Raw genomic sequence first — 20,949 nt, 5'->3', positions numbered from 1 at the left:
ACGATCCGCTCACCCGAGCCCGGCAGGGTCGTCCCCATGACGACCTGGACTCGAATCATCGCCGTCGCGGGCACCTCCGCGGCACTGGGGCTCGCGCTGTCCGGCACGGCGGGCGCCGACGAGACCCCGACGGGCCCCGCGCCCATGACGATCAGCGCCGAGCAGGTGAAGAAGCGCTGCGAGGAGCGCGTGCCGAAGATCGAGGCGCGGATCAAGGCCGCCACCGACCGGATCAACGGCGACGCCTCCACGCGCGGCTCGACGAAGTGGCTGGAGGCCCAGGCGAAGGCGGCTCGGGACGCGGGCAAGGAGTCGAAGGCCAAGCTGTTCGACGCGCGCAAGGAGGTGCGGGGCGAGCGGGTGACGAAGCTGGCCGACGCGCAGAAGCGGATCGACGCGTTCCAGACCGAGCACTGCGCCTACCCCGGCGGCACGAAGTGAGAGCGCTGGCCCTCGTCGTCGCCCTCGTGGCCGCGGTGGGGCTCGCGGGCTGCCAGGACGAGGCCAGCCCGTCGACCGGCAACCCGGACGCGGAGCTGAGCAGCATCGAGTCGACGCTGAACGGCGTCGAGGCCGACCTCGACGAACCGTGACAGCATGGCCCACCGTGCAACCGGACCAGTCTGCCCGCGGCCTCGTGCTGGTGGTCGAGGATGAGCGCGCCATCTCCGACCTGATCTCGCTCTACCTGCGCCGGGACGGGTTCGGCGTGCACGTCGAGTCCGACGGGCGGGCGGCGCTGGCGGCGCTGCGCCGGTTGAAGCCGGTCGCGGTGCTGCTGGACGTCGGCCTGCCCGGCATCGACGGGGTCGAGGTGTGCCGGACGATGCGGGCCGCGGGCGACTGGACGCCGGTGCTGTTCGTGACGGCGCGCGACGACGAGGTGGACCGCGTCCTGGGCCTGGAGATGGGGGCGGACGACTACGTCACCAAGCCGTTCAGCCCGCGTGAACTGGCCGCTCGCGTGCGCACCGTGCTCCGCCGCGGTGCGCACGCGAGCGCGCCCGAGCACGTCGTCGGTGCCGTGAGGCTGGACGCCGAGCGGCGGCGGGTGTGGGCGGGCGGGGACGAGGTCCCGCTGACGTCGACCGAGTTCGAGCTGCTCGCGCACCTGATGAAGCACCCCGGCCGGGTGTTCGAGCGGGAGCAGCTGCTCAGCGCGGTGTGGGGGTACGCGGCGGTGGCGGGCACCCGCACCGTGGACGTGCACGTCGCCCAGCTGCGCGCGAAGCTCGGCGCGCACAGCCCGATCCGCACCGTGCGGGGCGTCGGCTACTCGGTGGAGGCCCCGTGAGGTCCAGCCTGGCGTTCCGGATCACCGCGCTGTGCCTCGCGGTCGCCGGGATCGCGGTGGTCGTCGCCGGGCTGGTGTCCGTGCGGCTGGTGGTCAACACGGCCCGTGAGGTGAGCCGGACGGCGTTGGCGAACCAGGCGGACACCGTGGCCGACCAGATCGGGGAGACGCCGCGCGGGCGGGTCGTGGCCGTGTTGCAGGGGCAGAAGATCTCCGTGGTGCGGATCGGGGCCAACGGCGTGCTGCGCGGGGACGCGACCGCCGTGCGGGCGGTGCGGGACGCGGGGCGGACGAGCGGGGTCACCGGCGGGTGGATCGTGGAGGTGCGCGACCGGTTCGCCCTGGTGCAGGAGGCGGACTACGGGACGTCCACCACGCGGAAGCTGGTGCGCAACATCGCGCTGGCGCTGGGGTTGGGCCTGCTGATCGCCGGGGTGGCCGGACTGGTGCTGGGGAACCTGCTGTCGCGACCGCTGCGCCGCACCGCCGGGGTGGCGTTGGCGATGAGTTCCGGGCGGCGGGACCTGCGGGCGCCCGAGCACGGGCCCACGGAGGTCGCCGAGGTGGCCGGGGCGGTCAACGGGTTGGCGGACGCGTTGCAGCGGAGCGAGTCGCGGCAGCGGGAGTTCCTGCTGTCGGTGTCGCACGAGCTGCGGACGCCGTTGACGGCGGTGATCGGGTTCTCCGAGTCGCTGGCCGACGGGGTGGTGACCGGGCCCGACGTGGTCGCCGTCGGGCGGACCATCCAGGAGGAGTCGCGGCGGTTGGACCGGCTGGTGTCGGACCTGCTGGACCTGGCCCGGCTGGGGGCGGACGACTTCCGGTTGGACGTCACGCCCGTCGACCTGGTGCCGGTCGTGCGGGCCGCCGCCGACGTGTGGCGCGCGCGGTGCGCGGCCAAGGGGGTGCTGTTCAGCCTCGAGGTGCCCGACGCGCCGGTGGTGGTGCCGACCGACGCCCGGCGGGTGCGGCAGGTGATGGACGGGTTGCTGGAGAACGCGGTCCGGGTGACGCCCGCCGGGCGGGTGGTGGTGCTGTCGCTCGGGTCGGTGGTGCAGGTGCGGGACGGTGGGCCGGGGCTGTCCGAAGAGGACTACGCCATCGCGTTCGACCGGGGGGCGTTGCACGCCAAGTACTCGACCACGCGGCCGGTGGGGACGGGGGTGGGGTTGGCGCTGGTGCACGGGTTGGTCACGCGGTTGGGTGGGACGATCTCGGCCGGGCCCGCTCCCGAGGGTGGGGCCTGCTTCACGATGACGTTGCCCGGTGGGGTGTGACGTGGAAGCGCTGTGGGACGACGCCGTTCGGGTGCTGGGTGGGGTGCCCCGGCCGACCGACCTGTGGGAGAGGTACACGGAGCCGCACCGGGCGTACCACAACGCCGACCACGTGCGGCAGGTCGTGCGGGACGCGGTGGGTCTGTGCGTCGGGTGTTCCGCTCGGGAGGTCGCCGTGGTGACGTTGGCCGCGCTGGCCCACGACGTGGTGTACGACGGGAAGCCGGGGGATGACGAGCGGCGGTCCGCGGAGTGGGTGCGGGACCAGTTGGCGGCTGCCGGAGTCGCCGGCCCGGACGTGGCTCGGGTGGAGGGGTTGGTGTTGGCCACGCTGACGCACGAGGTCGTGCCGGGGGACCGTCTCGCCGCGGTGCTGCTCGACGCCGACCTGGCCGTGCTGGGCTCTGATCCGGCTGGTTATGAGCGGTACCGGGCTGCTGTGCGGCTGGAGTACTCGCACGTGCCCGAGGAGGCCTGGCGGGTGGGGCGGGCGGCTGTGCTGGCGTCGCTGGTGGGGCGGGAGCCCTTGTACATCACCGAGGTGGCGCGGGAGCGTTGGAGTTCGGGCGCGCGGCGGAACATGGTTCGGGAGTTGGCTTCGCTCGGAGGGTGAGCGTGCCTGTTCCAGCGGACGGGTGAGCGTGCCGGTTCCGGCGCGGTGTGGCCGATTTGACTCGGGGACCCCTCGATCCGACCCTTTGGCGGGCTGGAAAGGGCGGGTGGGAAGCCTTTGCCCGACACAGGCCAAGGGTCGAACCCCCCGAGTGAAATCGGCCGCGCTTCTCAGGTCGTGGCTGCCGGTTCCGTCGTGGATGGCCGGTGGGAGGACCTGTGTCCCTCCATCAAGGTGTCGAAGGTCGGGAAGTCGTCTGCGATCTTGCTGCCGGTGAAGTTGCCCACCCAGCCGTCGTCGTCGTGGAAGAAGCGGATCGAGATGTAGTCCGGGGTGGTGCCCATGTCGAACCAGTGGGTGGTGTTCTTCGGGACGCTGAGCAGGTCTCCCGCTTCGCAGAGGATGCCGTAGACCTTGTTCTCCACGTGGAGGTAGAAGACTCCTGCTCCTCTGGCGAAGAAGCGGTCCTCGTCGTCGTCGTGGGTGTGTTCCGCCAGGAACTTCTTGCGGGCCTCGGCCGCGTTCTCCTGCCACTCCGGGTCGGTCGAGGGGGTCATGTGCATGGCGTCCACGAGGATGTAGCCCTCGGTCTCCACCACCCGGTCCACGTGCGGGCGGTAGGCGGCCAGCACCTCTTCCGACGTCGGCGTTGGCGGTAGGCCTTCCGCTACCGGCCAGTTCTCGTAGCGGACGCCCAACCGCTTCAGCTCCACGGCGATGTCGCCGGGGGTGCTGGTCCTGGTGAGGACCGTTGTCGGGTCCGAGTCGGGCCAGACTGTCAGCAGGGTCATGGGGTTGCCCTCCTCGTTTCGACGGTGAAGCGGAGCAGCCAGTCGAGGCATTCCGCCCGGTGCCTGGCCTGGTGCAGGTCGTCCCCCCAGACGTACACCCCGTGCCGGGCCACGATCAAGGCCGGCGTGTCCTCGCGGTAGCAGGCTTCGAAGGCGTCGCCCAGCACGCGCATGTCCTGCGAGTTGGGCACGACGGGGATGAGGACGTCGTCGTCGTGGGCGGCCCTGCCGAAGCCCTTGAGCATCTCCAGGTCGCGCAGGGGAACGCCGTCCGGCCAGTGCTCCCCCGCCACGACCGGTGCCACGGCGTGGACGTGGACCACCGCGCCCGCGCCGGAGACGGCGGCGATGCGGCCGTGCAGGCCCGCTTCCGCCGAGGGGGTCTTGACCGGGTCGGTGGTGTCGCCGTTGGCGTCGATCACCACGACGTCGTCCTCGGTCAGTTCGCCCTTGTCCTTGCCGCTGACCGTGACGGCCAGGCTGAGGGGGTCGCGGTCGAGCACCACCGAGAGGTTGCCGGAGGTGCCGCGCATCCAGCCCATGGCGGTGTAGCGGGCGCACTCGGCGGCCAGGGCCCGACCTGCTTCGTCCAGGTTCACGGGAGCGCGCGGACCGTCCTGTGCGGGGTGAAGTCGGCTTCGCCGTACGGTTCACCGATCCTGGCCACGCCGACGGTCCCCCAGCCCGCCGCCGCGGCGGCGTGGAGCTCGGCGGGGACGTCGGAGTAGAAGACGATGTCGTCGGGTGCGGCGCCGAGGGCGGCGGCGATGGTCTTGTAGGACTGCTCCTCGCGCTTCGGGCCCGCGTTGACGGTGTCGAAGTGGTGCTCCAGCAACGGGGTCAGGTCGCCGTCGGTGGTGTGCGCGAAGAACGCCACCTGGCCCGCGACCGAACCGGACGAGAAGACGGCCAGCCGGGAACCGCTCGCGTGCCAGGCCCTGAGGGCGGGGACGACGTCGGGGAAGAACTCCGCCACGAGGTCGCCCTCGGCGTAGCCGCGCTGCCAGATCAGGCCCTGCAACGTCTTCAGCGGGCCGATCTTCTGGTCGCGGGTCATCCAGTCGTGCAGCACGGCGACGAGGTCGGCCGTGGTGGCGTCCGCGGGCAGGTCCGCCAGCTCGCGGATCTGGGCGACCGCCTCGACCACGGCGGGGTCGTCGGGGTGCTCGTCGATCCACGGGCCGAGTCGGGGCCGGGCGTAGTCGTAGAGGACCACGAGGACCTGGTCGGTCGAGCTGAGGGTGCCCTCGATGTCCAGGACTACCCACGTGGGGGTGCTCACTGCTGTTCTCCTCGGTAGTAGTCGGCCAGGCGGTCCGGGGCGTAGACGCCGCGGTCGGTGACGATCGACGTGACGAACCTCGGCGGCGTGATGTCGAACGCCGGGTAGTGGCCGCGCACCCGGTGGCTGGCGGTGCGGGTGCCCCGCGCGGTCAGGACCTCGTCGCCGTCGCGGTACTCGATGGGGACGTCGGACGCCGTGGGGGCCAGGCGGTCGGGGGCCTGGACCAGCGCGTGGAACGGGACGTCGAACGCGCTCGCCGCCACGGCCAGGCCCAGGGTGCCGATCTTGTTGACGACGTGGCCGTCCATGGTGACGCGGTCGCCGGCCGTGACCAGCGCGTCGACCTCGCCGGAGCTGAGGACGGCCGCGCCCGTGCCGTCGGTGATGACGGTGGTGTCGACGCCCATCTCGGCCAGGGTTTCGGCCGTGAGGCGGGCGCCCTGGAGGTACGGGCGGGTCTCGGTGCAGATGAACCGCAAGCGCTTGCCATCGCGCTGGGCCGCGGAGACGGTCTCCGTCAGGTAGAGGTCGGCCCAGCAGTGGGTGAGCACGCAGGCGTCGTCGGGCAGCAGTGCGGCGGTGGCGGTGCCCAGCGCGCGGCTGCGGGAGCGGTAGCGCTCGTCCCCTGCCCGCGCGCCCGCCAGCGCGGCGGCTTCGAGGTCCGCGCCCGTGCACGGACCCGCCGCGTCCACGGCCGTCAGCACGGCCGCGACCGCCTTGCGCAGGTGGTTGTTGGTGCGGCGGGTGTTCTCCAGCCGTTCGGCCGCGCGGCCGAGGTGGGCGCGGGCGTCGGCGGCGTTCAGCGGTGCCGCTTCGCGGGCCGCGAGGACCAGGCCCCACAGCACCGCGAAGTACGGGCCGGACGACTGCGTGACCATGTCCTCGATGGACCTGGCGACGGCCTCGACCGTGGTGCAGCGCACCCACGTCCGCTCGAACGGGAAGTCGCGGCGGTCGAGGACGTGCACGCCGTCGGCCTCCAGCCGGACGCTGTTCGCGAGCACCGGCTCCATCAGGTGTACCCGGTGAACGGTGCCCGTCCGCCGGTCAGGAAGTACTCCCCCACCTCGCGCGCCTTGTAGCTGACCGGGTCGTGCAGGGTCAGGGTGCGGGAGTTGCGCCAGAACCGGTCGAAGCCGTAGCCGGAGGCCGTCGCGCGGGCTCCGCACAGCTCGAACACCTTGGACGTGGTGTCGTTGACGACCCTCGTCGAGAAGACCTTGGCCGACGAGATCGCGGCGGCCGTCGCGCCGCGCTGGTCGGCGGTCAGCTCCGGGCCCGCGTCGGACGCGGCCAGCAGCGCCTCGGACGCGTGGTCGGCGAGCAGGCCCGCCGCCTCGACCTGCGCGACCAGCTCGCCGTAGGTGGCGAGGACGTACGGGTCGTCCGTGGCGCTGTCGACGCCGCTGAGGAACCACGGCCGCGTGGTCGACCGCGTGTAGCGGGCGGCCTCGGCCAGGGCGCCCTCGGCGATGGCGACGTGGAGCTGGGCCAGCACGAGCTGGAAGCCCAGCGCGGCCAGCGACAGGCGCGGCGAACCGCCGCCGTCGGGTTGCACGCCGAGCACGTTCGCGGCGGGCACGAACACCTTCTCGAAGACGACGCCGCCGCTGGCGGTGAGGCGCTGCCCCATGTTGTTCCAGTCGCCCGCGAACGACAGGCCGGGCGCGCCGCCGTCGAGCAGGAACGTCAGCTTCTCGCCGTCGTCCGTGCGGGTGGCGCTGACGACCAGCCGGTCGGCCAGCGCGGCGCCGGTGGCGAACGTCTTGCGCCCGTCCACGGCGTAGCCGCCGTCCACCGGCGTGAGCTGGAGCGCCGCGTCGAGCGGGTTGCTGACACCGGCCCAGAACAGGTTGTCACCGGTCTCGAAGGGCGTGTCGAACAGCCCGCTGCGCCAGATCTGGAGGTAGTGGTAGCCGAGCAGGTGCCCGATGTTCGCGTCCGCCGCGCCGACCACCCTGGTGACGGCCTGCTGGGTCGTCCAGTCCGGGATCGTCAGGAGGCCGGACTGCTTGAGCAGCTCCAGCTCCCGCACCGGGGACCCGCCGAGTCGATCGCGCTCGGCGGCGTCGACGCGCAACGCCGTCGCCAACTCCTCGGCGACGGTCAGCCACTTCTGCCGCCCCTCGGTGAACGTCATGCAACTGCCTCCAGGCTCCGCGTCGCGCCCGGTCCGCCGGCCGCACGGTCGAGCCTAATGGCCGGTCACGGTGCGTGGATGAGCGTCTCGCCACATGAACACCGTTTCGGTCTGGCGGGCGGGCGCGGACACCTCGACACGCGGTGGCCGTCGCGGCACCGGGCGCTCCCCGGCTGGTCAGAGCCCTTCGATCGGTCGTCGCGGCCCTCCCGGCGGTCTCCGCGGAGCAGCGGTGCCCTGCCCCCGGACGCCGGGCGCGCCGTCACCCGCACCTATCGTGGTCCACCATGAGAAGCACTCGGGCGGCTCTCCACGGTGCCGCGGACCGGTCCGCCGACGGGCGGCCCGCGCACCTGGTCGTCGCGGAGCGGTTGATCGACAACCTCCCCGCCGACCGGAACGTCTACAAGGACCCGTCCCAGCGGAACGTGGTCCGGTGGGGCAGGCCGGGGGTTCCCGAGAGCTGGACCAACCAGAGCCAGTGCGCGTCGTTCATCACGGCCGTGCTGCGGCGGGCCTACCCGAAGTGGGCCACGCGGTGGTTCTTCGCGAAGCACTTCGGGTCGCGCAGCCCGTACGCGCGGGGCTACCTGACCGCGTTCGCGAGCGGTCGGGTGCCGCACTTCTCCGTCGTCGAGGAGGTCGCGGACCTGAAGCCCGGCGACCTGGTCGCGATCGACTTCCGGCAGGACCAGGGCACCAACACGGGGCACATCGTGATGGTGCGGGAGGTCAAGGAGGTCTACGACGGGCGGAGCGCGTTCGCGGGCGAGACGCAGTACGCGGTCGAGGTCGTGGACTGCACGTCGGAGCCGCACGGCGTGTTCGGCCTGGGGGACTACCCGAGGTTCCCGGACAGCCGGATCGTCGACGGGACCACGCAGCGCACCGGCGCGGGCTACGGGCACATGATGTTCTACGCCTCCGACGCCACCGGCGGGTTCAGCCGGTACCGCTGGAGCGTCAACAGTTCCGCGTCGCGCACCACACTGGAGCGACCGATCGTCGCCGTGCGCGTGGATCCTGGGCTGTTCGGGTGAGCGGTTCGCGGCTGGGCTAACACCCCTCGGACACCGGGCGACAGCAAGGTGATCCGAGAGGAAGTGCGCGATGGCCGCGAGGAAGTCCGCCAGGGGCCGCGACGAGCTGATGGTCTCGCTGCGGCGGTTCATCCGCTCCAGGGGCTCGGACTTCCTGCGGGACGACAACGTGTCGTCCATCGGCGTGGGGTACAAGCACCAGGACGGCAAGCCCACCGAGGAGATCTCCGTCCAGTTCACCGTGCGGCGGAAGGCGCTGCCGGAGCAGCTGGAGGCGCTGGGCACCGTCGAACTGCCCAAGGTGGTCGTGGTGGACGGCGTCGAGGTCCCGACGGACGTCCTGGAACGGGACTACAAACCGGACTTCACGGTCGTGCCCGAGGCCGCGGCGGTCGAGCGCAAGACGCGCGTCGACCCGATCGCGCCCGGTGCGAGCGTCGGCCACGTGCGGGTCAGCGCGGGCACGATCGGCTGCGTCGTCTACGACAGGGCCGACGGCACGCCGTACGTGCTGAGCAACTGGCACGTGCTGCACGGGGCGAGGGGCGAGCTGGGCGAGGACGTGGTGCAGCCCGGTCCTCACGACGACAACCGGGTCGACCGCAACCGGCTGGGCAGGCTGGTGCGCTCCTACCTCGGCAAGGCGGGCGACTGCGCCGTCGCGTCCATCGAGGACCGCGACTTCGACCCGACCTCGATCGAGCTGGGCGTCGCGGTGAACCGGATCGGCGAGCCGGAACTGGGCGACAAGGTCGTCAAGAGCGGCCGGACGACCGGGGTCACGCACGGGGTCGTCCGGCGCGTCGACACCCTCGTGAAGATCGACTACGGCGGCACGGCGGGCGAGTGCGAGATCGGCGGCTTCGAGATCGGCGTCGACGAGCGGAACAAGCCCGCCGACGGCGAGATCAGCTCCGGCGGCGACTCCGGCGCCGCCTGGGTGTTCAAGCTCGGCAACGGCCGTCCGAGCCGGGTCCTGGCCGGTCTGCACTTCGCGGGCGAGGGCGGCGGGGACCCGGACGAGCACGCGCTGGCGTGCCTGCCCCGCTCGGTGTTCGAGAAGCTGGAGATCACGCTCGACCCGCCCCGCGTCCCGGCCGAGGCGGTGTCCGCGGGCTACGACGCCGACTTCCTCGGCACCCGCGTGGAGGCGCCCGCGCTGACCGCGTCCACGAAGGACGACGCGCTGCTCGTCGGCGGCACCGAGCGGATCGACTACACGCACTTCTCGCTGGCCATGAGCAAGTCGCGCAGGTTCGCGCTGTGGGTGGCGTGGAACGTCGACGGCGGGTCGATCCAGAAGCTGGACCGCAGCGGCATCCCGTTCGTCAAGGACACCCGTCTCCCGGCCGAGTCCCAGGTCGGCGACGAGCTGTACCGGAACAACCGGCTCGACCGCGGCCACCTCGCGCGCCGCGCCGACCTGCTGTGGGGCTCGAAGGCCGCCGCGCGCAGGGCGAACACGGACTCCTTCTGCTTCACCAACATCGCGCCGCAGAGGGACGACTTCAACCAGAGCGCCCGCGACGGCCTGTGGGGCAGGCTGGAGGACGCCCTGTACGCCGACGTCGAGGTGGACGACCTGCGGGTGTCCGTCAGCGGCGGGCCGGTGTTCGGGGGCGACGACCGGGTCTTCCGCGGTGTCGCGCTGCCGCGCGAGTTCTGGAAGGTCATCACGTTCGCCGAGGCGGGTGTGCTGAGGACGAGCGCGTTCCTGCTGACGCAGAACCTCGACCAGCTTGAGGCGCTGGACCTCGACGAGTTCCGCGTCTTCCAGGTGACGATCGCCGAGCTGGAGCAGCGGACCGGCCTCAAGTTCGACCAGGTGCTGCACGACGCCCAGGTCGTGGCTCCCGAGGTGCTGGAGGCGGCGGACCGCGCACCGCTCTCCAGCACCGACGAGATCCGCTGGTCGTGAAGGGGTAGAGCGCGTTCAGGTCGACCGCGGCGGCGAGCGCCGCGTCGCCCGCGTCGGTCGGGTGCGGGTGGTCGCCCGAGTCGTGCTCGGCGCTGAGGCGCAGCGGGTCCGCGGGCCGCGCGGGGCGGCGTCGAGGTCCAGCAGGCCGCCGGTGCGGATGAACTCGTTCACCGCGCCTCGGGTCGCCCCCGTGGACCCGGCCGGGACCGTGGCGCCCTGGCGCCCGCTGAACGTCAGCGGGCGCGCCGAACCCCCGACCGCGGTGGCGTTCCCGGCGTTGGCACGCAGGGCGGTGGACGCGTGGTCGAGCACCAGCGGACCGGTGCCGAACCCGGTGGAGGACCGCACGACGCCGGAGCCCGGCACCACGAAGGACCAGGCGTCGGACGGGGAACAAGTCCCTCCCCGCCGCTCCGGCCCGAAGCGGGTCGACGGCCGGCGTGCGGCAGGTCGCGCCGTGGCGTTCTCGTCCGGAACCGACGGGCCGAGATGCGCTAAGATCGGATATCAGATATGAAAGTGTCGTTCTGTGCCGGTGCCGACTCGCTCGCGGAGGCGGTCGGCGAAGACCGGGCTCGGGCCTAAGATCGGACGACCGGGTCGGAAGGGGAACGAGGGAGGATGGCCACAGTGCCCAAGGACGCGTCGTCACGTCTGCCGCGGTTGACACCGCCACCGCGGACGATGCTGCGCGACACGGTCTACGAGGCCATCAAGGGCATGCTGATGGACAACGACCTCGCTCCGGGGGCCCGGCTCTCCATCGACGGCATAGCCCGTGAGCTGGAGGTCTCCCCCACACCGGTCCGCGAGGCGATGACCAAGCTCGAATCCGACGGCCTGGTCGCGAAGCGCCCCCACGCGGGCTACACCGTCGCCCCGCTGATGGACCAGGTGTCCCTGGACAACCTGTACGAGTTCCGCCTGCTGATCGAACCGGCAGCCGCCGGGCTGGCCGCGAGCGGCGCCTCCAAGGCGCAGGTGAACCACCTCCGGAAGGTCATCGGCGACATGGCGGGCCGCCCCCACGGCGAGAACTACCAGGGGTACCGGGACTTCGCGGTGCTGGACGCGCTGCTGCACCGGACGATCGCCGAGGCGTCGGGCAACCACCTGATCGTCGACGCGCTGTCGCGGCTGCACGCCCACACGCACAACTACCGGCTGTACTTCCGCGCCGGCATGGCGGACGAGACCAAGCGCGAGCACGAACGGGTGGTGCAGGCCATCGCCGACCAGGACCCCGAGGCCGCCGAGGCCGCCATGCGGGCGCACCTCACCTCGTCCAGGGCCCGCCTGCGCGCCGCCTACCCCAGGCGGTAGGGGGTCCCAGCACCACGGCCCGGCAGCGCTCAGCGTCGACCACGCGGGCGTCCCGACCGCGCCTGGCGGGCAGCACCTCGGCGACGTCCCGCGCCGGCAGGTCCTCCGCGTCCAGGCCGTGGGCCGGCGTGGGGCGCACCGGCGGGTAGGACGGACGCGGGGCGCGGCCCGTGAGCACGAGGGCGGTACGGCCGCCGTGCTCCGACACCGCGGGACCGGCCCGCGGCGAGGTCGACGCGGAGGACGGTGCTCACCCGGCGTCCTGGTGGATCAACCCCATCACCCGGTGGCTCGTCGGCTCGTAGTCGTGGTCGTTGTCGACCTCGCCGCACACGTGGAAGTCGCGCATCACCACGATCCGGTCGGCGAGGGTGACCATCTCGACCAGGTCGCTGGTGATCAGCAGGACCGCGAGCCCGTCGGTGGCCAGCTGCCAGATCAGCTCGTGGAACGCGGCCTTGGTGCGGACGTCGATGCCGACCGTGGGCTCGTCGATGATGAGGATCTCGGTCTCGGCGGCCAGCCACTTGGCCAGGCTGACCTTCTGCTGGTTGCCGCCGGACAGCTCGCCGACGAGCTTGTCCGTGGACGACAGCCGGATGCCCAGCCGTTCGACGTAGGTCTCGGCCAGCGCGCGCTCGCTCTTCGCGGACACGCCGCCGATCCGCCTCTGGATGCGGTCCCACACCGCCACGGCGATGTTCCTCGCGACCGGCTGGTCCAGGAACAGCCCCTCCTCCTTGCGGTCCTCGGGCACGTAGCCGATGCGGTGCGTGCGCAGCGCGTCGCGCACGTCCCTGATGCGCACGGACCTCCCGCGCACCCGCAGTTCGCCGGAGGTGATGGCGGACAGCCCGAGCACGGCCTTCGCCAGCTCGCTGCGCCCCGCGCCCACGAGCCCGTAGAGGCCGAGGACCTCCCCCGGCCGCAACGAGAACGAGACGTCGCGGTGCCCGACGGCGGTGGAGACGTCCACCAGCTCCAGCACGGGTTCCGCGGTGGCGGCGGGCCGGGCGGGCAGGTCGACGGCGCTGTGCGCGCGGCCGACCATCGCGGTGATCAGGTCCTGCTTGGCCAGTTCCCCCAGCGGCACGGACTCCAGCACGGACACGCCGTCGCGCAGGACGGTGACCGTGTCGCAGAGCTCGTAGACCTCTTCGAGCTTGTGGCTCACGAACAGCACGGCGGTCCCGTTGTCGCGCAGCTTGCGGATGACCTCGAACAGCCGCTCGACCTCGCTGGGCGTGCTCGCGGTGGTCGGCTCGTCCAGGAGCAGCACGCTGCTGTTCATCGACAGCGCCTTGGCCACCTCGACCAGCTGGAGCTGCGACACGGGCAGGCCGCGCACGCGGCGGTCCGGGTCCAGGTCGAGGTCCAGCAGGTGCAGGCACCGCTCGGCCTCCGCCCGGATGGCGGCCCGGTCGAGCAGGCCGCCCCTGGCGGGCAGGCGTTGCAGGGCGATGTTCTCGCCGATGGAGAACTCCGGCACGAGGTTGCGCTCCTGGTGCACCACGCCGACGCCCGCGCGGGACGCGGCCTGCGGCGAGTCCAGGTGCACCTCGGTGCCGCCGACCGACAGCGTGCCGCCGTCCGGCCGGTGCACGCCGGTGAGGATCTTGATCAGGGTGGACTTCCCGGCGCCGTTCTCGCCGAGGAGCGCGTGCACCGAGCCGGGCTCGATCCGCAGGCTCGCCCCGTCCAGCGCCCGAACGCCGGGGAACAGCTTCACCAGGTCCTGTGCGATGAGCACTACGCCGCCCCTCGACGGTGGGTGAGCACGACGGTGCCGAGCACCACCGCGCCGACCACGAAGTTGACCCAACTGGGGTTCAGCGAGAACTGCGCGCGGGCCACGTCGACCAGCCGGATGATGACGGCGGCCAGCACGGTCCCGGACACCGACACGGCCCCACCGGACAGGGCGACCCCGCCGATGATGGGCGCGGCGAAGCTGGCCAGCAGCCAGTCGCCGCCGATGCTCTGGTTCACGCCCGGCGCGGACGCCAGCGTGACGACCGCGGCGACGCCGACCAGCAGTCCGGACAGCGCGTGGGCCAGGACGATCGACCGGTTGTTGGAGATGCCGGACAGCCTGGCGGCCACCGGGTTGCCGCCGCTGGCGAGCAGGTACCGGCCCAGCACGGCTCGGCGCAGGAAGACCGCCAGCACGACGGCGACGGCCAGCGCGACCAGGAACACCACGGGGATGTGGAAGACCGCTGCCCGGCCGAGGTCCCGCAGCACCGGCGAGTAGTCCGAGACCGTGGTGGTGCCGACCAGTTCGTACTGGAGGCCGGTCAGGACCGTCATCGTGGCGAGGGTGACGATGAACCCGTTGATCCGGGTCAGCACCACCAGCACGCCGTTGAGCGTGCCGAACAGCGCCCCGAGCACCAGCGCGCCCGGCACGGCGAGCCAGACCGGGACCCCGTGCTGCGCCATGGCGACACCGCCCGCGCAGGCCACGAACCCGCCGAGCGCGCCGACGGACAGGTTCATCTGCCCGACGGCCAGCGCCACGAGCTGCGCGAGTCCGATGAGGACCGGAACGGCCAGGTAGGCGAAGAAGGTCTCGACGGCGGAGCCGCTGAGCAGCGCACCGCCGGAGGTCACCACCAGCGCGGTGTAGCCGACCACCGCCACCACGGCGAGCGTGGTCTCGTTGGACTTGAGCCGTGCGTCGAGCGTGATCACCGCCGGACCGCCTTCCGCTCGGAGATGACCTGGCGCACGCGGTCGAGCGACAGCGCGGCCAGCAGGATGATCCCCAGCGAGATCGACAGGCTCTGCACGCTGGCGCCCAGCATCGTGAGGCCCTGCCGGATGACCTGGGTCAGCGACGTGCCGAGGAACGTGCCGATGATCGACACAGCGCCGCCGGTCAGCAGCGTCCCGCCGAGCACCGGCCCGAGGAACGACGGGAGCATGAACTCCGCCCCGATGGTCGCGGTGAACGAGCCGCTGGTGACCGCGAGCATGAAGCCCGCGAGCGCCGCCAGTCCGCCGGACAGCGCGTGCGCGCCGACGATCCGGCGGTCGACCGGGATGCCCGACAGCTCGGCGGCCACGGCGTTGCTGCCGACCATGAGCATCTCGCGGCCCGTGCGGGCGCGGGAGTAGAGGTAGCCGACCGCGAGCATGGCGGCCACCGCGAAGACCGCGAGCTGCGGGATCGCGCCCGTGCCGCAGATCGGGCCGACGCAGACGTCCGCAAGCGAGAACGTGCGGAGTTCCTGCATCCCAGGGGGTTTCGTCGTGAACGCCGCGGAGGCCGTCAGCTCGGAGTAGACCAGCGACACGAACCCCAGCAGCGCGAAGTCCATCGCCAGCGTGACCACGAACGAGTTCACCCCCGACGAGGTGATGATCAGCCCGGTCAGGGCGCCGATCGCGGCCCCCGCGGCGACCCCGATGACCAGCCCGACGTGCAGCGGCAGGTGCCACTGCTCGTAGGCCAGACCCGTGAACATCGCGCCGAACGCCGCCATCCGCCCGACCGCGATGTTCAGGTGCCCGATGGACAGCACGGCGAGCTGCGCCAGCCCGACCACGGTCAGCGTGGCCACGTCGCGCAGCAGCGGGAAGACCACGAACCGCTCGTCGAAGAACGTGGGGATCATCGACCCGAAGACCGCGACCAGCAGGACGAGCAGCAGCACCAGACCGGTGCGCTGGTCGGCGAGCGACCGCCGGAGGACCTGGGGGGTCACGCGACTCTCCGGTCGTCCATGGCGTCGCGGTCCCACGCGATGCCCAGGCCGGGCGCCGACGGCGCGACGGCCTGGCCGTCCTCGACGGCCATCTCCGCCGTCGTGATCGACCGGAGCTGGGGGATGTGCTCGACGTACCGGCCGTTGGGGACGGCCGCGGTGAGGCTCACGTGCAGCTCCATCAGGAAGTGCGGGCACACGGCCACGTTGAACGCCTCGGCCAGGTGCGCGACCTTGAGCCACGGCGTGATGCCGCCGACGCGGGCCACGTCCACCTGCACGATCGACGCCGCGCCGCGCTGGAGGTAGTCGCGGAACTGGCCGACGGAGTACAACGACTCGCCCACGGCGATCGGGATGCTGGTGGAGCGGGCCAGCCGCTCGTGCCCGGCGACGTCGTCGGCGGGCAGCGGTTCCTCCAGCCAGAACAGATCCGCGGGCGCGAACGCCTCCGCCCGCCGGATCGCCTCGGCGGCCGTCATGGACTGGTTCGCGTCGACCATGAGGTCGAACCGGGGTCCGACGGCGTCCCGCACGGCCATCAGGCGTTCGAGGTCCTCGTGCGCGGTCGGCTTGCCCACCTTGACCTTGACGCCGTTCCACCCGGCGTCGACGGCGGCCTCCGCGCCGAGCACCAGCTCGTCGGTGCTCAGGTGCAGCCAGCCGCCTTCGGTGTCGTACAGGGGAACCACGGGCCGGAAACCGCCCGCGACCCGCCACAGCGGCTCGCCCGCGCGAAGGCACTTGAGGTCCCACAGCGCGGTGTCGACCGCCGCGAGTGCGAGCGACGTGATGGCCCCGACGGTCGTGGCGCGGGTGAACGCGAACAGGTCGTGCCACACGCCTTCCACGAGCCGGGAGTCCTGGCCGATCAGCCTCGGCAGCAGGTGGTCCCGGAGCAGCGCGTGCACCGCGGTCCCACCCGTGCCGATCGTGTAGGAGTAGCCGAGCCCCACGGCGCCGTCGTCCGTGCCCACCTCCACGAAAACGGTCTCCTGCTTGAGGAAGGCCTGCACCGCGTCGGTGCGGACCTGCTCCACCTCCAGGTCGACGATGAACGCTTCGGCTCTGCTGACGACGGCCACCGCGGGCCCCTCTCCGTGCGCTGGTTCAGGTCAGGAGCACTTGAGGACGCTGCTCTTGAACTGCTCGGTGAGCTGCGTCGTCTTGGCCTCGCGCTCGGTGTCGTAGGTGTCGACGTTGGCCTGGGTGATCACGAACGAGCCGGAGTCGACGGCCGTGCCGGGGGTCGCCACCGTGCAGGCGCCGGTGGCGAGCTGGGTCAGCGCCCACCCGCCGACGTAGGCCTGGCCGGTGGGGTTCTGCGCGATGGTCGCCGCCACCGAGCCGTCCTTGATGCCCGCCAGGATGGTCGCGTCGTCGTCGATCGCCACCACCTTGATCGGCAGTCCGGCCGACTTCACCCCGGCCGCCGCCGCGACCGCGGGGTTGTACGCGGTGGTGACGACGCCCTGGATCTGGTTGCCCTGCGCGGAGAGCAGGTCGGCCACGGCCTTCTGCGCGGTCTGGAGGTCCTTGTCGATGTCCGGGATGGTGGTCAGGATGGTGACCTCGCCGCCGGTCTCGTCCACGGCCTTCCGCACGCCCGCGATGCGGCGCTGCGTGTTGGCGTCGACGTTGTTGCCGGTGAGGTGGACCAGCTTGCCGGTGCCGCCCATCGCCTCGATGGCGGTCCTGGCCGCCTTGTACGCGGCCTCGCCGACGTCGGTGGACAGGCAGAAGTCGGCCTCGTTCTCGTCACCGGCCGGGCAGGAGCCCAACGAGGCCACGGTGATGCCCTTGGCCTTCAGGTCGGTGAACGTGCTGTTGATGTCCGTCGGGGAGACGCCGAAGATGCCCATCGCGTTGTAACCCTGCGACGCCAACGAGTTCAGCGCGCTGTTCTGCTTCGCCTGGTCCCACTGGCTGGTCTCGTCGAAGACCGTGCCGCCGACCTCGAAGTCGGCCTTCACCTGGTCGGCCGCGGCCTTCCACGGCTGGAAGTACGGGTGCGGGCCGCCGGGCACGAAGGCGACCTTGACGCTCGACGCGTCCTTCTTCTCGGGCCCGGCCGCCGACCGCCCGGCGTCCGATCCCCTGGTGGTGCATCCGACCGTGACCGCGAGCAGCCCTACGGCCACCGCGCACAGCCTGGTCCGCTTCGCGAACGGCCTCATCGCCAGCCTCAATCCTATAGGATATTGGATAGCTGATTTCTACGACACGGTGAACGAAGTGTCAACAGGGTCGCCGCGCGGGACGTGGACAATCGTTACCAGCCCGCACGATGCGTGTCACGCCGGTGCGCGGCGGTGATCCACGCCGGGCGGGAGACCGCCGTTCTGCTTACCCTCCGGTGATGTCTCAGTGGACAGGGCAGACCTTGTTGGCGCTGATGGGCGGGTTCGCCCTGGCGTTCGTGCTGGTGCTGCCGTTCGTCGCCCGCAGCTACCGGATGCGCGGCCGGGTCGGCACCGGCAGGGCCGTGATGGGGCTGGCGTTCCTCGTCCACGCGCTCGCGCTGGTCACGTACACGCTGCTGCCCCAGCCCGTCGTGGACGCGGAGTTCTGCGCGGCGAACACCGCGCTGGCGCACCCCGTGTGGAACCCGCTGGAGTTCCTCACCGACATGCGGAAGTTCGACACCGGACCGCTGTCGAACCCGGCGCTCCAGCAGGTGGTGTTCAACGTCGTGCTGTTCGTGCCGTGGGGCTTCTTCCTGCGGAGGCTGTTCGGCAGGGGCGTCGGCGCGGCGGTGGCGAGCGGGTTCCTGGTGTCGCTGTTCATCGAGTGCACCCAGCTCACCGGCGTGTGGTTCCTGTTCCAGTGCCCGTACCGGCTGTTCGACACCGGCGACCTGCTGTTCAACACCCTCGGCGCGGCCGTCGGGGCGGTCCTGACCAGACCCGCGGCCTCGGTGGCCGCCGCCGACGCCGCGGCACCCCGGCCCGTGACGACCGGGCGGCGGGTGCTCGGGATGGTGCTGGACCTGATCGGCGTCACGCTCGCGGGCGTCGCGCTGGTCGTGCTGTCGAGGGCCGTGGAGTACGTCCTCTCCGACGACCGGTCGCTCGCGGTGCTCGACGAGCACCCGCTGCGGGACGCGGTGCTCGGCGAGTGGCTGCCCGCGGTGGTCCTGCTGCTGGTCGTGCCGCTGCTCGGCAACGGCGCGACACCCGGTCAGCGGTCCGTCCGGCTGCGGCCGGAGGGCCCACCCGCGCTCGGGAGGGTGCTGGTGCGGTTCCTGGCCGGGTCGGGCGGCTACTTCCTGGCCAGCGGGCTGGAGACCGCCACCGGCTCGGAGGGGTTGCGGGGCCTGCTGTCGCTGTGGCTGTTCGCGAGCCTGGTCGGGGCGTGGCGGACCAAGGGGCACCGGGGACTGTCCGGGGTGTTCGCGGGCCTGCGGGTCGTGGACTCCCGAGAGGTCGGCCGCGAGCCGGTAGCCGCACGGTGAACGTCGACCCCCGCCCGACGACGCTGGTGGCGGCGACCGCGCCGCCGTGCGCCCGCACCAGGTCGCGGACGATGACGAGCCCGAGCCCGCCGCCGCCGGAACCGCGGTCGCGCGACTTCTCGGCCCGCCAGAACCGGTCGAACACCCAGGCCAGGTCCTCGACGCCGACGCCGGTGCCGGCCACCTCGACCACCACCCGCTCGTCCTCGCGGCGGGCGGCGACCGCGACGACACCCCCTCGACCGGTGTGCCGCACGGCGCTGCCGACCAGGTTGTCCACGACCTGCCGCAGCCGCTCGGGATCCGCGACCGCGGTCACGTCGGCGGCGTCCACGCGCAGGTCAGCGCCCGCCGCGCGCGCCTTCGCCCCGTGCGCGACCGCGGCCTGCTCCAGCAGGTCGGCCGCACCTCCCGCACGCGCAGGCTCGGGATCGCCGAGGTCCCGGCGGGCCGCGCCCCGCAGGTGCGCACCGGGACGACGTGGTTCACCGTGGTCGGCGTGCTGGAGCCCGTGCCGCCGGCGCCGGACGTCGAGCGGTCCGTGCTCGTCGGGTGGGAGGCGGCCCGCTCGGAGCTGGGGTTCGACGGGCACCGACCGTGGTCCGCGTGAAGTCGCGCGAGGACGTGCGGGCCGTGCTGCCCGCCACGCTCCACCCGCGGTTGCCGGGGCTGGTGCGGGTGAGCCCGCCCGTCGGACGCGCGCGCCGCCGACAGCAGCTTCTCCGCGCTGTTCCCGGGGTTGGCGGGCGTGGCGCTGCTCGTCGGCGGGCCCGGCTCACCCCCACGGAGGCGCTGGCGGCGGTCTAGCCGCCCAGCACGACCGGCAGGGCCTCGACGCCGTACACGACCGAGGTCTTGCGGAACGCGAGGTCGGCCTGCGTGCCGTGCAGCCGCATGCTCGGGAACCGCCGCACGAGCGCCGGGTACGCGGCCCGCAGCTCCATGCGGGCCAGCTCGGCGCCGATGCAGCGGTGGATGCCGTAGCCGAAGGCCAGGTGGGACGGGGACTTGCGGGTCGGGTCGAACGACTCCATGTCCCCGCCCATCGACTCGTCGCGGTTGGCCCCGCTCAGCGAGCACACGACGACGTCGCCCTTGGCGATGTGCTTGCCGCCGACGACGAGGTCGGTGCGGGCGAAGCGGGGGAACGCGACCTGCACGACCGTGAGGTGGCGCAGCAGCTCCTCGACGAACGGGTTCACGGCCGAGTCGTCGTCGCGGAGCTTCTCGAACGCCTCGCGGTCCTCCAGCAGCACCAGCGCGCCGAGCGCGAGCATGCTGGCGGTCGTCTCGAAGCCGCCGGTGAGCACGCCGTCCGCGAGGCCTGCCAGCTCGCGGTCGCCGACCTCGTCGCCGTGGTCCTTGATGATCATGCCGAGGAGGCCGTCGCCGGGGTTCTCGCGCTGCTTCTTGACCACGTCCATGAAGTACGCGAGCGACTCGGACATCGCGCCGAGGGACGGGTTCGCGCCCGCGAACAGGTCGAACCTGGTCATGCTGAGGCGCTGGAAGTCCTCGCGGTCCTCGTAGGGGACGCCGAGCAGCTCGCAGATCGCCAGCGACGGGATGGGCAGCGCGAAGGCCTCGACCAGGTCCACCGGGCCGTCGGCGGCGGCCATGGCGTCCAGGCGGTCGTTCACGATGGTGTCGATGCGCGGGGCCAGCCTGCTGAGCCTGCGCATGGTGAACTCGGGCGTCAGGAGGCGGCGCAGCCGGGTGTGCACGGGCGGGTCCGCCATCCCCAGGCCACCGGGGTTGCTGTCCGCGGAGAGGCCGCCGGACGTGCCGACGAGGTTCGCGAAGTCGTTGCTGAACTCCTCGACCTTGCCGAGCACCTCCTTCGACTCCTCGTAACCGGTGACCAACCACACGTTGATGCCGAACGGCAGCTTCAGCTTGCTCACCGGCTCACGCCTGCGCCGAACCCCTAGTTCCGGCACCGGGTCCACGCCGTCGCGGCGCAGCGGCATGAGCGCGGAATGGGGGAAGAAAGACAGCGTCGAAAGGTCCAACGGCTTTTTCTGCAACCGCGTCAGGTAACCCCGCCCGAGCCTGGTCAGCACACGAGACCGCAGATTCGCCATCGTCGACATCAACCCCACCG

21 protein-coding genes and 1 pseudogene are annotated in these 20,949 nt (G+C 72.1%); 9 read left to right on the top strand and 13 right to left on the bottom strand.

The features are described from left to right. The first annotated feature begins 36 nt into the window (after nt 1-36). The 5 genes from AC156L_RS41300 to AC156L_RS41280 are packed head-to-tail and all read left to right on the top strand — an operon-like array spanning nt 37 to nt 3,184. Nucleotides 37-441 carry a hypothetical protein gene (locus AC156L_RS41300; RefSeq protein WP_330881910.1) on the top strand — a complete coding sequence of 135 codons (405 nt, stop codon included), beginning with the start codon at nt 37-39 and terminating at the stop codon, nt 439-441. Further along, the gene (locus AC156L_RS41295) at nt 438-593 is read left to right on the top strand and encodes a hypothetical protein (RefSeq protein ID WP_330881908.1); all 156 of its coding nucleotides are present in this window, start codon (nt 438-440) and stop codon (nt 591-593) included. Before AC156L_RS41300 ends, AC156L_RS41295 begins: the two co-directional genes overlap by 4 nt. Nucleotides 594-607: 14 nt before the next feature. Further along, nucleotides 608-1,294 carry a response regulator transcription factor gene (locus tag AC156L_RS41290; RefSeq protein WP_330881906.1) on the top strand — a complete coding sequence of 229 codons (687 nt, stop codon included), beginning with the start codon at nt 608-610 and terminating at the stop codon, nt 1,292-1,294. Beyond that, nucleotides 1,291-2,571 (top strand): HAMP domain-containing sensor histidine kinase, encoded by a 1,281-nt coding sequence (locus tag AC156L_RS41285; protein ID WP_330881904.1) that lies wholly within the window; start codon nt 1,291-1,293, stop codon nt 2,569-2,571. Before AC156L_RS41290 ends, AC156L_RS41285 begins: the two co-directional genes overlap by 4 nt. Before the next feature lies 1 nt (nt 2,572). After that, on the top strand, nt 2,573-3,184 hold the full coding sequence (locus AC156L_RS41280; protein ID WP_330881902.1) for an HD domain-containing protein: 612 nt from the start codon (nt 2,573-2,575) through the stop codon (nt 3,182-3,184). A gap of 170 nt (nt 3,185-3,354) precedes the next feature. On the opposite strand, the gene AC156L_RS41275 is transcribed toward AC156L_RS41280, so the two are convergent. From AC156L_RS41275 to AC156L_RS41255, 5 genes are read right to left on the bottom strand one after another with little or no spacing between them, the layout of a single operon-like run. Then, nucleotides 3,355-3,975 (bottom strand): 1,2-dihydroxy-3-keto-5-methylthiopentene dioxygenase, encoded by a 621-nt coding sequence (locus AC156L_RS41275; RefSeq protein WP_330881900.1) that lies wholly within the window; start codon nt 3,973-3,975, stop codon nt 3,355-3,357. Beyond that, the gene (gene mtnB, locus AC156L_RS41270; protein ID WP_330881899.1) at nt 3,972-4,574 is read right to left on the bottom strand and encodes a methylthioribulose 1-phosphate dehydratase; all 603 of its coding nucleotides are present in this window, start codon (nt 4,572-4,574) and stop codon (nt 3,972-3,974) included. The genes AC156L_RS41275 and mtnB overlap by 4 nt, the downstream gene beginning before the upstream one ends. After that, nucleotides 4,571-5,257: an acireductone synthase gene (gene mtnC, locus AC156L_RS41265; RefSeq protein WP_330881897.1), complete on the bottom strand. Its 687-nt coding sequence runs from the start codon at nt 5,255-5,257 to the stop codon at nt 4,571-4,573. Before mtnC ends, mtnB begins: the two co-directional genes overlap by 4 nt. Further along, nucleotides 5,254-6,273, bottom strand: coding sequence for a s-methyl-5-thioribose-1-phosphate isomerase (locus tag AC156L_RS41260; protein WP_330881895.1), 1,020 nt, complete (start codon nt 6,271-6,273; stop codon nt 5,254-5,256). The genes mtnC and AC156L_RS41260 overlap by 4 nt, the downstream gene beginning before the upstream one ends. Beyond that, complete coding sequence (locus tag AC156L_RS41255; RefSeq protein WP_330881893.1) at nt 6,273-7,400, bottom strand: acyl-CoA dehydrogenase family protein; 1,128 nt, start codon at nt 7,398-7,400, stop codon at nt 6,273-6,275. The genes AC156L_RS41260 and AC156L_RS41255 overlap by 1 nt, the downstream gene beginning before the upstream one ends. A 287-nt stretch (nt 7,401-7,687) precedes the next feature. Between AC156L_RS41255 and AC156L_RS41250 the strand changes: the two genes are divergently transcribed. After that, nucleotides 7,688-8,440 (top strand): hypothetical protein, encoded by a 753-nt coding sequence (locus AC156L_RS41250; protein WP_330881891.1) that lies wholly within the window; start codon nt 7,688-7,690, stop codon nt 8,438-8,440. A 70-nt stretch (nt 8,441-8,510) separates the two neighbouring features. Next, nucleotides 8,511-10,358 carry a DNA/RNA non-specific endonuclease gene (locus AC156L_RS41245; RefSeq protein ID WP_330881889.1) on the top strand — a complete coding sequence of 616 codons (1,848 nt, stop codon included), beginning with the start codon at nt 8,511-8,513 and terminating at the stop codon, nt 10,356-10,358. 15 nt (nt 10,359-10,373) lie between these two features. On the opposite strand, the gene AC156L_RS41240 is transcribed toward AC156L_RS41245, so the two are convergent. Continuing rightward, a complete protein-coding gene (locus tag AC156L_RS41240) occupies nt 10,374-10,727 on the bottom strand; it encodes a hypothetical protein (RefSeq protein ID WP_330881887.1) in 354 nt (117 codons plus the stop codon). A 252-nt stretch (nt 10,728-10,979) separates the two neighbouring features. Here AC156L_RS41240 and AC156L_RS41235 point away from each other — a divergent pair, with 252 nt between their 5' ends. Then, a complete protein-coding gene (locus AC156L_RS41235; protein WP_330881885.1) occupies nt 10,980-11,681 on the top strand; it encodes a GntR family transcriptional regulator in 702 nt (233 codons plus the stop codon). Between the two features lie 250 nt (nt 11,682-11,931). On the opposite strand, the gene AC156L_RS41230 is transcribed toward AC156L_RS41235, so the two are convergent. The 5 genes from AC156L_RS41230 to AC156L_RS41210 are packed head-to-tail and all read right to left on the bottom strand — an operon-like array spanning nt 11,932 to nt 17,568. Continuing rightward, nucleotides 11,932-13,431 (bottom strand): sugar ABC transporter ATP-binding protein, encoded by a 1,500-nt coding sequence (locus tag AC156L_RS41230; RefSeq protein ID WP_330881883.1) that lies wholly within the window; start codon nt 13,429-13,431, stop codon nt 11,932-11,934. After that, nucleotides 13,431-14,375, bottom strand: coding sequence for an ABC transporter permease (locus AC156L_RS41225; protein ID WP_330881881.1), 945 nt, complete (start codon nt 14,373-14,375; stop codon nt 13,431-13,433). The genes AC156L_RS41230 and AC156L_RS41225 overlap by 1 nt, the downstream gene beginning before the upstream one ends. Beyond that, nucleotides 14,372-15,391: an ABC transporter permease gene (locus tag AC156L_RS41220; RefSeq protein ID WP_330881879.1), complete on the bottom strand. Its 1,020-nt coding sequence runs from the start codon at nt 15,389-15,391 to the stop codon at nt 14,372-14,374. Before AC156L_RS41220 ends, AC156L_RS41225 begins: the two co-directional genes overlap by 4 nt. Continuing rightward, nucleotides 15,388-16,476: a mandelate racemase/muconate lactonizing enzyme family protein gene (locus tag AC156L_RS41215; RefSeq protein WP_330881877.1), complete on the bottom strand. Its 1,089-nt coding sequence runs from the start codon at nt 16,474-16,476 to the stop codon at nt 15,388-15,390. The genes AC156L_RS41220 and AC156L_RS41215 overlap by 4 nt, the downstream gene beginning before the upstream one ends. Before the next feature lie 30 nt (nt 16,477-16,506). Then, nucleotides 16,507-17,568, bottom strand: coding sequence for a sugar ABC transporter substrate-binding protein (locus AC156L_RS41210; RefSeq protein WP_484407818.1), 1,062 nt, complete (start codon nt 17,566-17,568; stop codon nt 16,507-16,509). 182 nt (nt 17,569-17,750) lie between these two features. Between AC156L_RS41210 and AC156L_RS41205 the strand changes: the two genes are divergently transcribed. After that, nucleotides 17,751-18,845 (top strand): VanZ family protein, encoded by a 1,095-nt coding sequence (locus tag AC156L_RS41205; protein WP_330881873.1) that lies wholly within the window; start codon nt 17,751-17,753, stop codon nt 18,843-18,845. A 37-nt stretch (nt 18,846-18,882) separates the two neighbouring features. Here the strand turns inward: AC156L_RS41205 and AC156L_RS41200 are convergent. Continuing rightward, nucleotides 18,883-19,101, bottom strand: a pseudogene (locus AC156L_RS41200) (ATP-binding protein); the annotation flags it as partial. A gap of 547 nt (nt 19,102-19,648) precedes the next feature. After that, nucleotides 19,649-20,929, bottom strand: coding sequence for a cytochrome P450 (locus AC156L_RS41195; RefSeq protein WP_330881936.1), 1,281 nt, complete (start codon nt 20,927-20,929; stop codon nt 19,649-19,651). Nucleotides 20,930-20,949 lie beyond the last annotated feature (20 nt).

The organism is Umezawaea sp., from assembly GCF_057122925.1.
The sequence above is the reverse complement of the archived record's forward strand: the minus strand, read 5'-3'. Positions and strand labels throughout refer to the sequence as shown.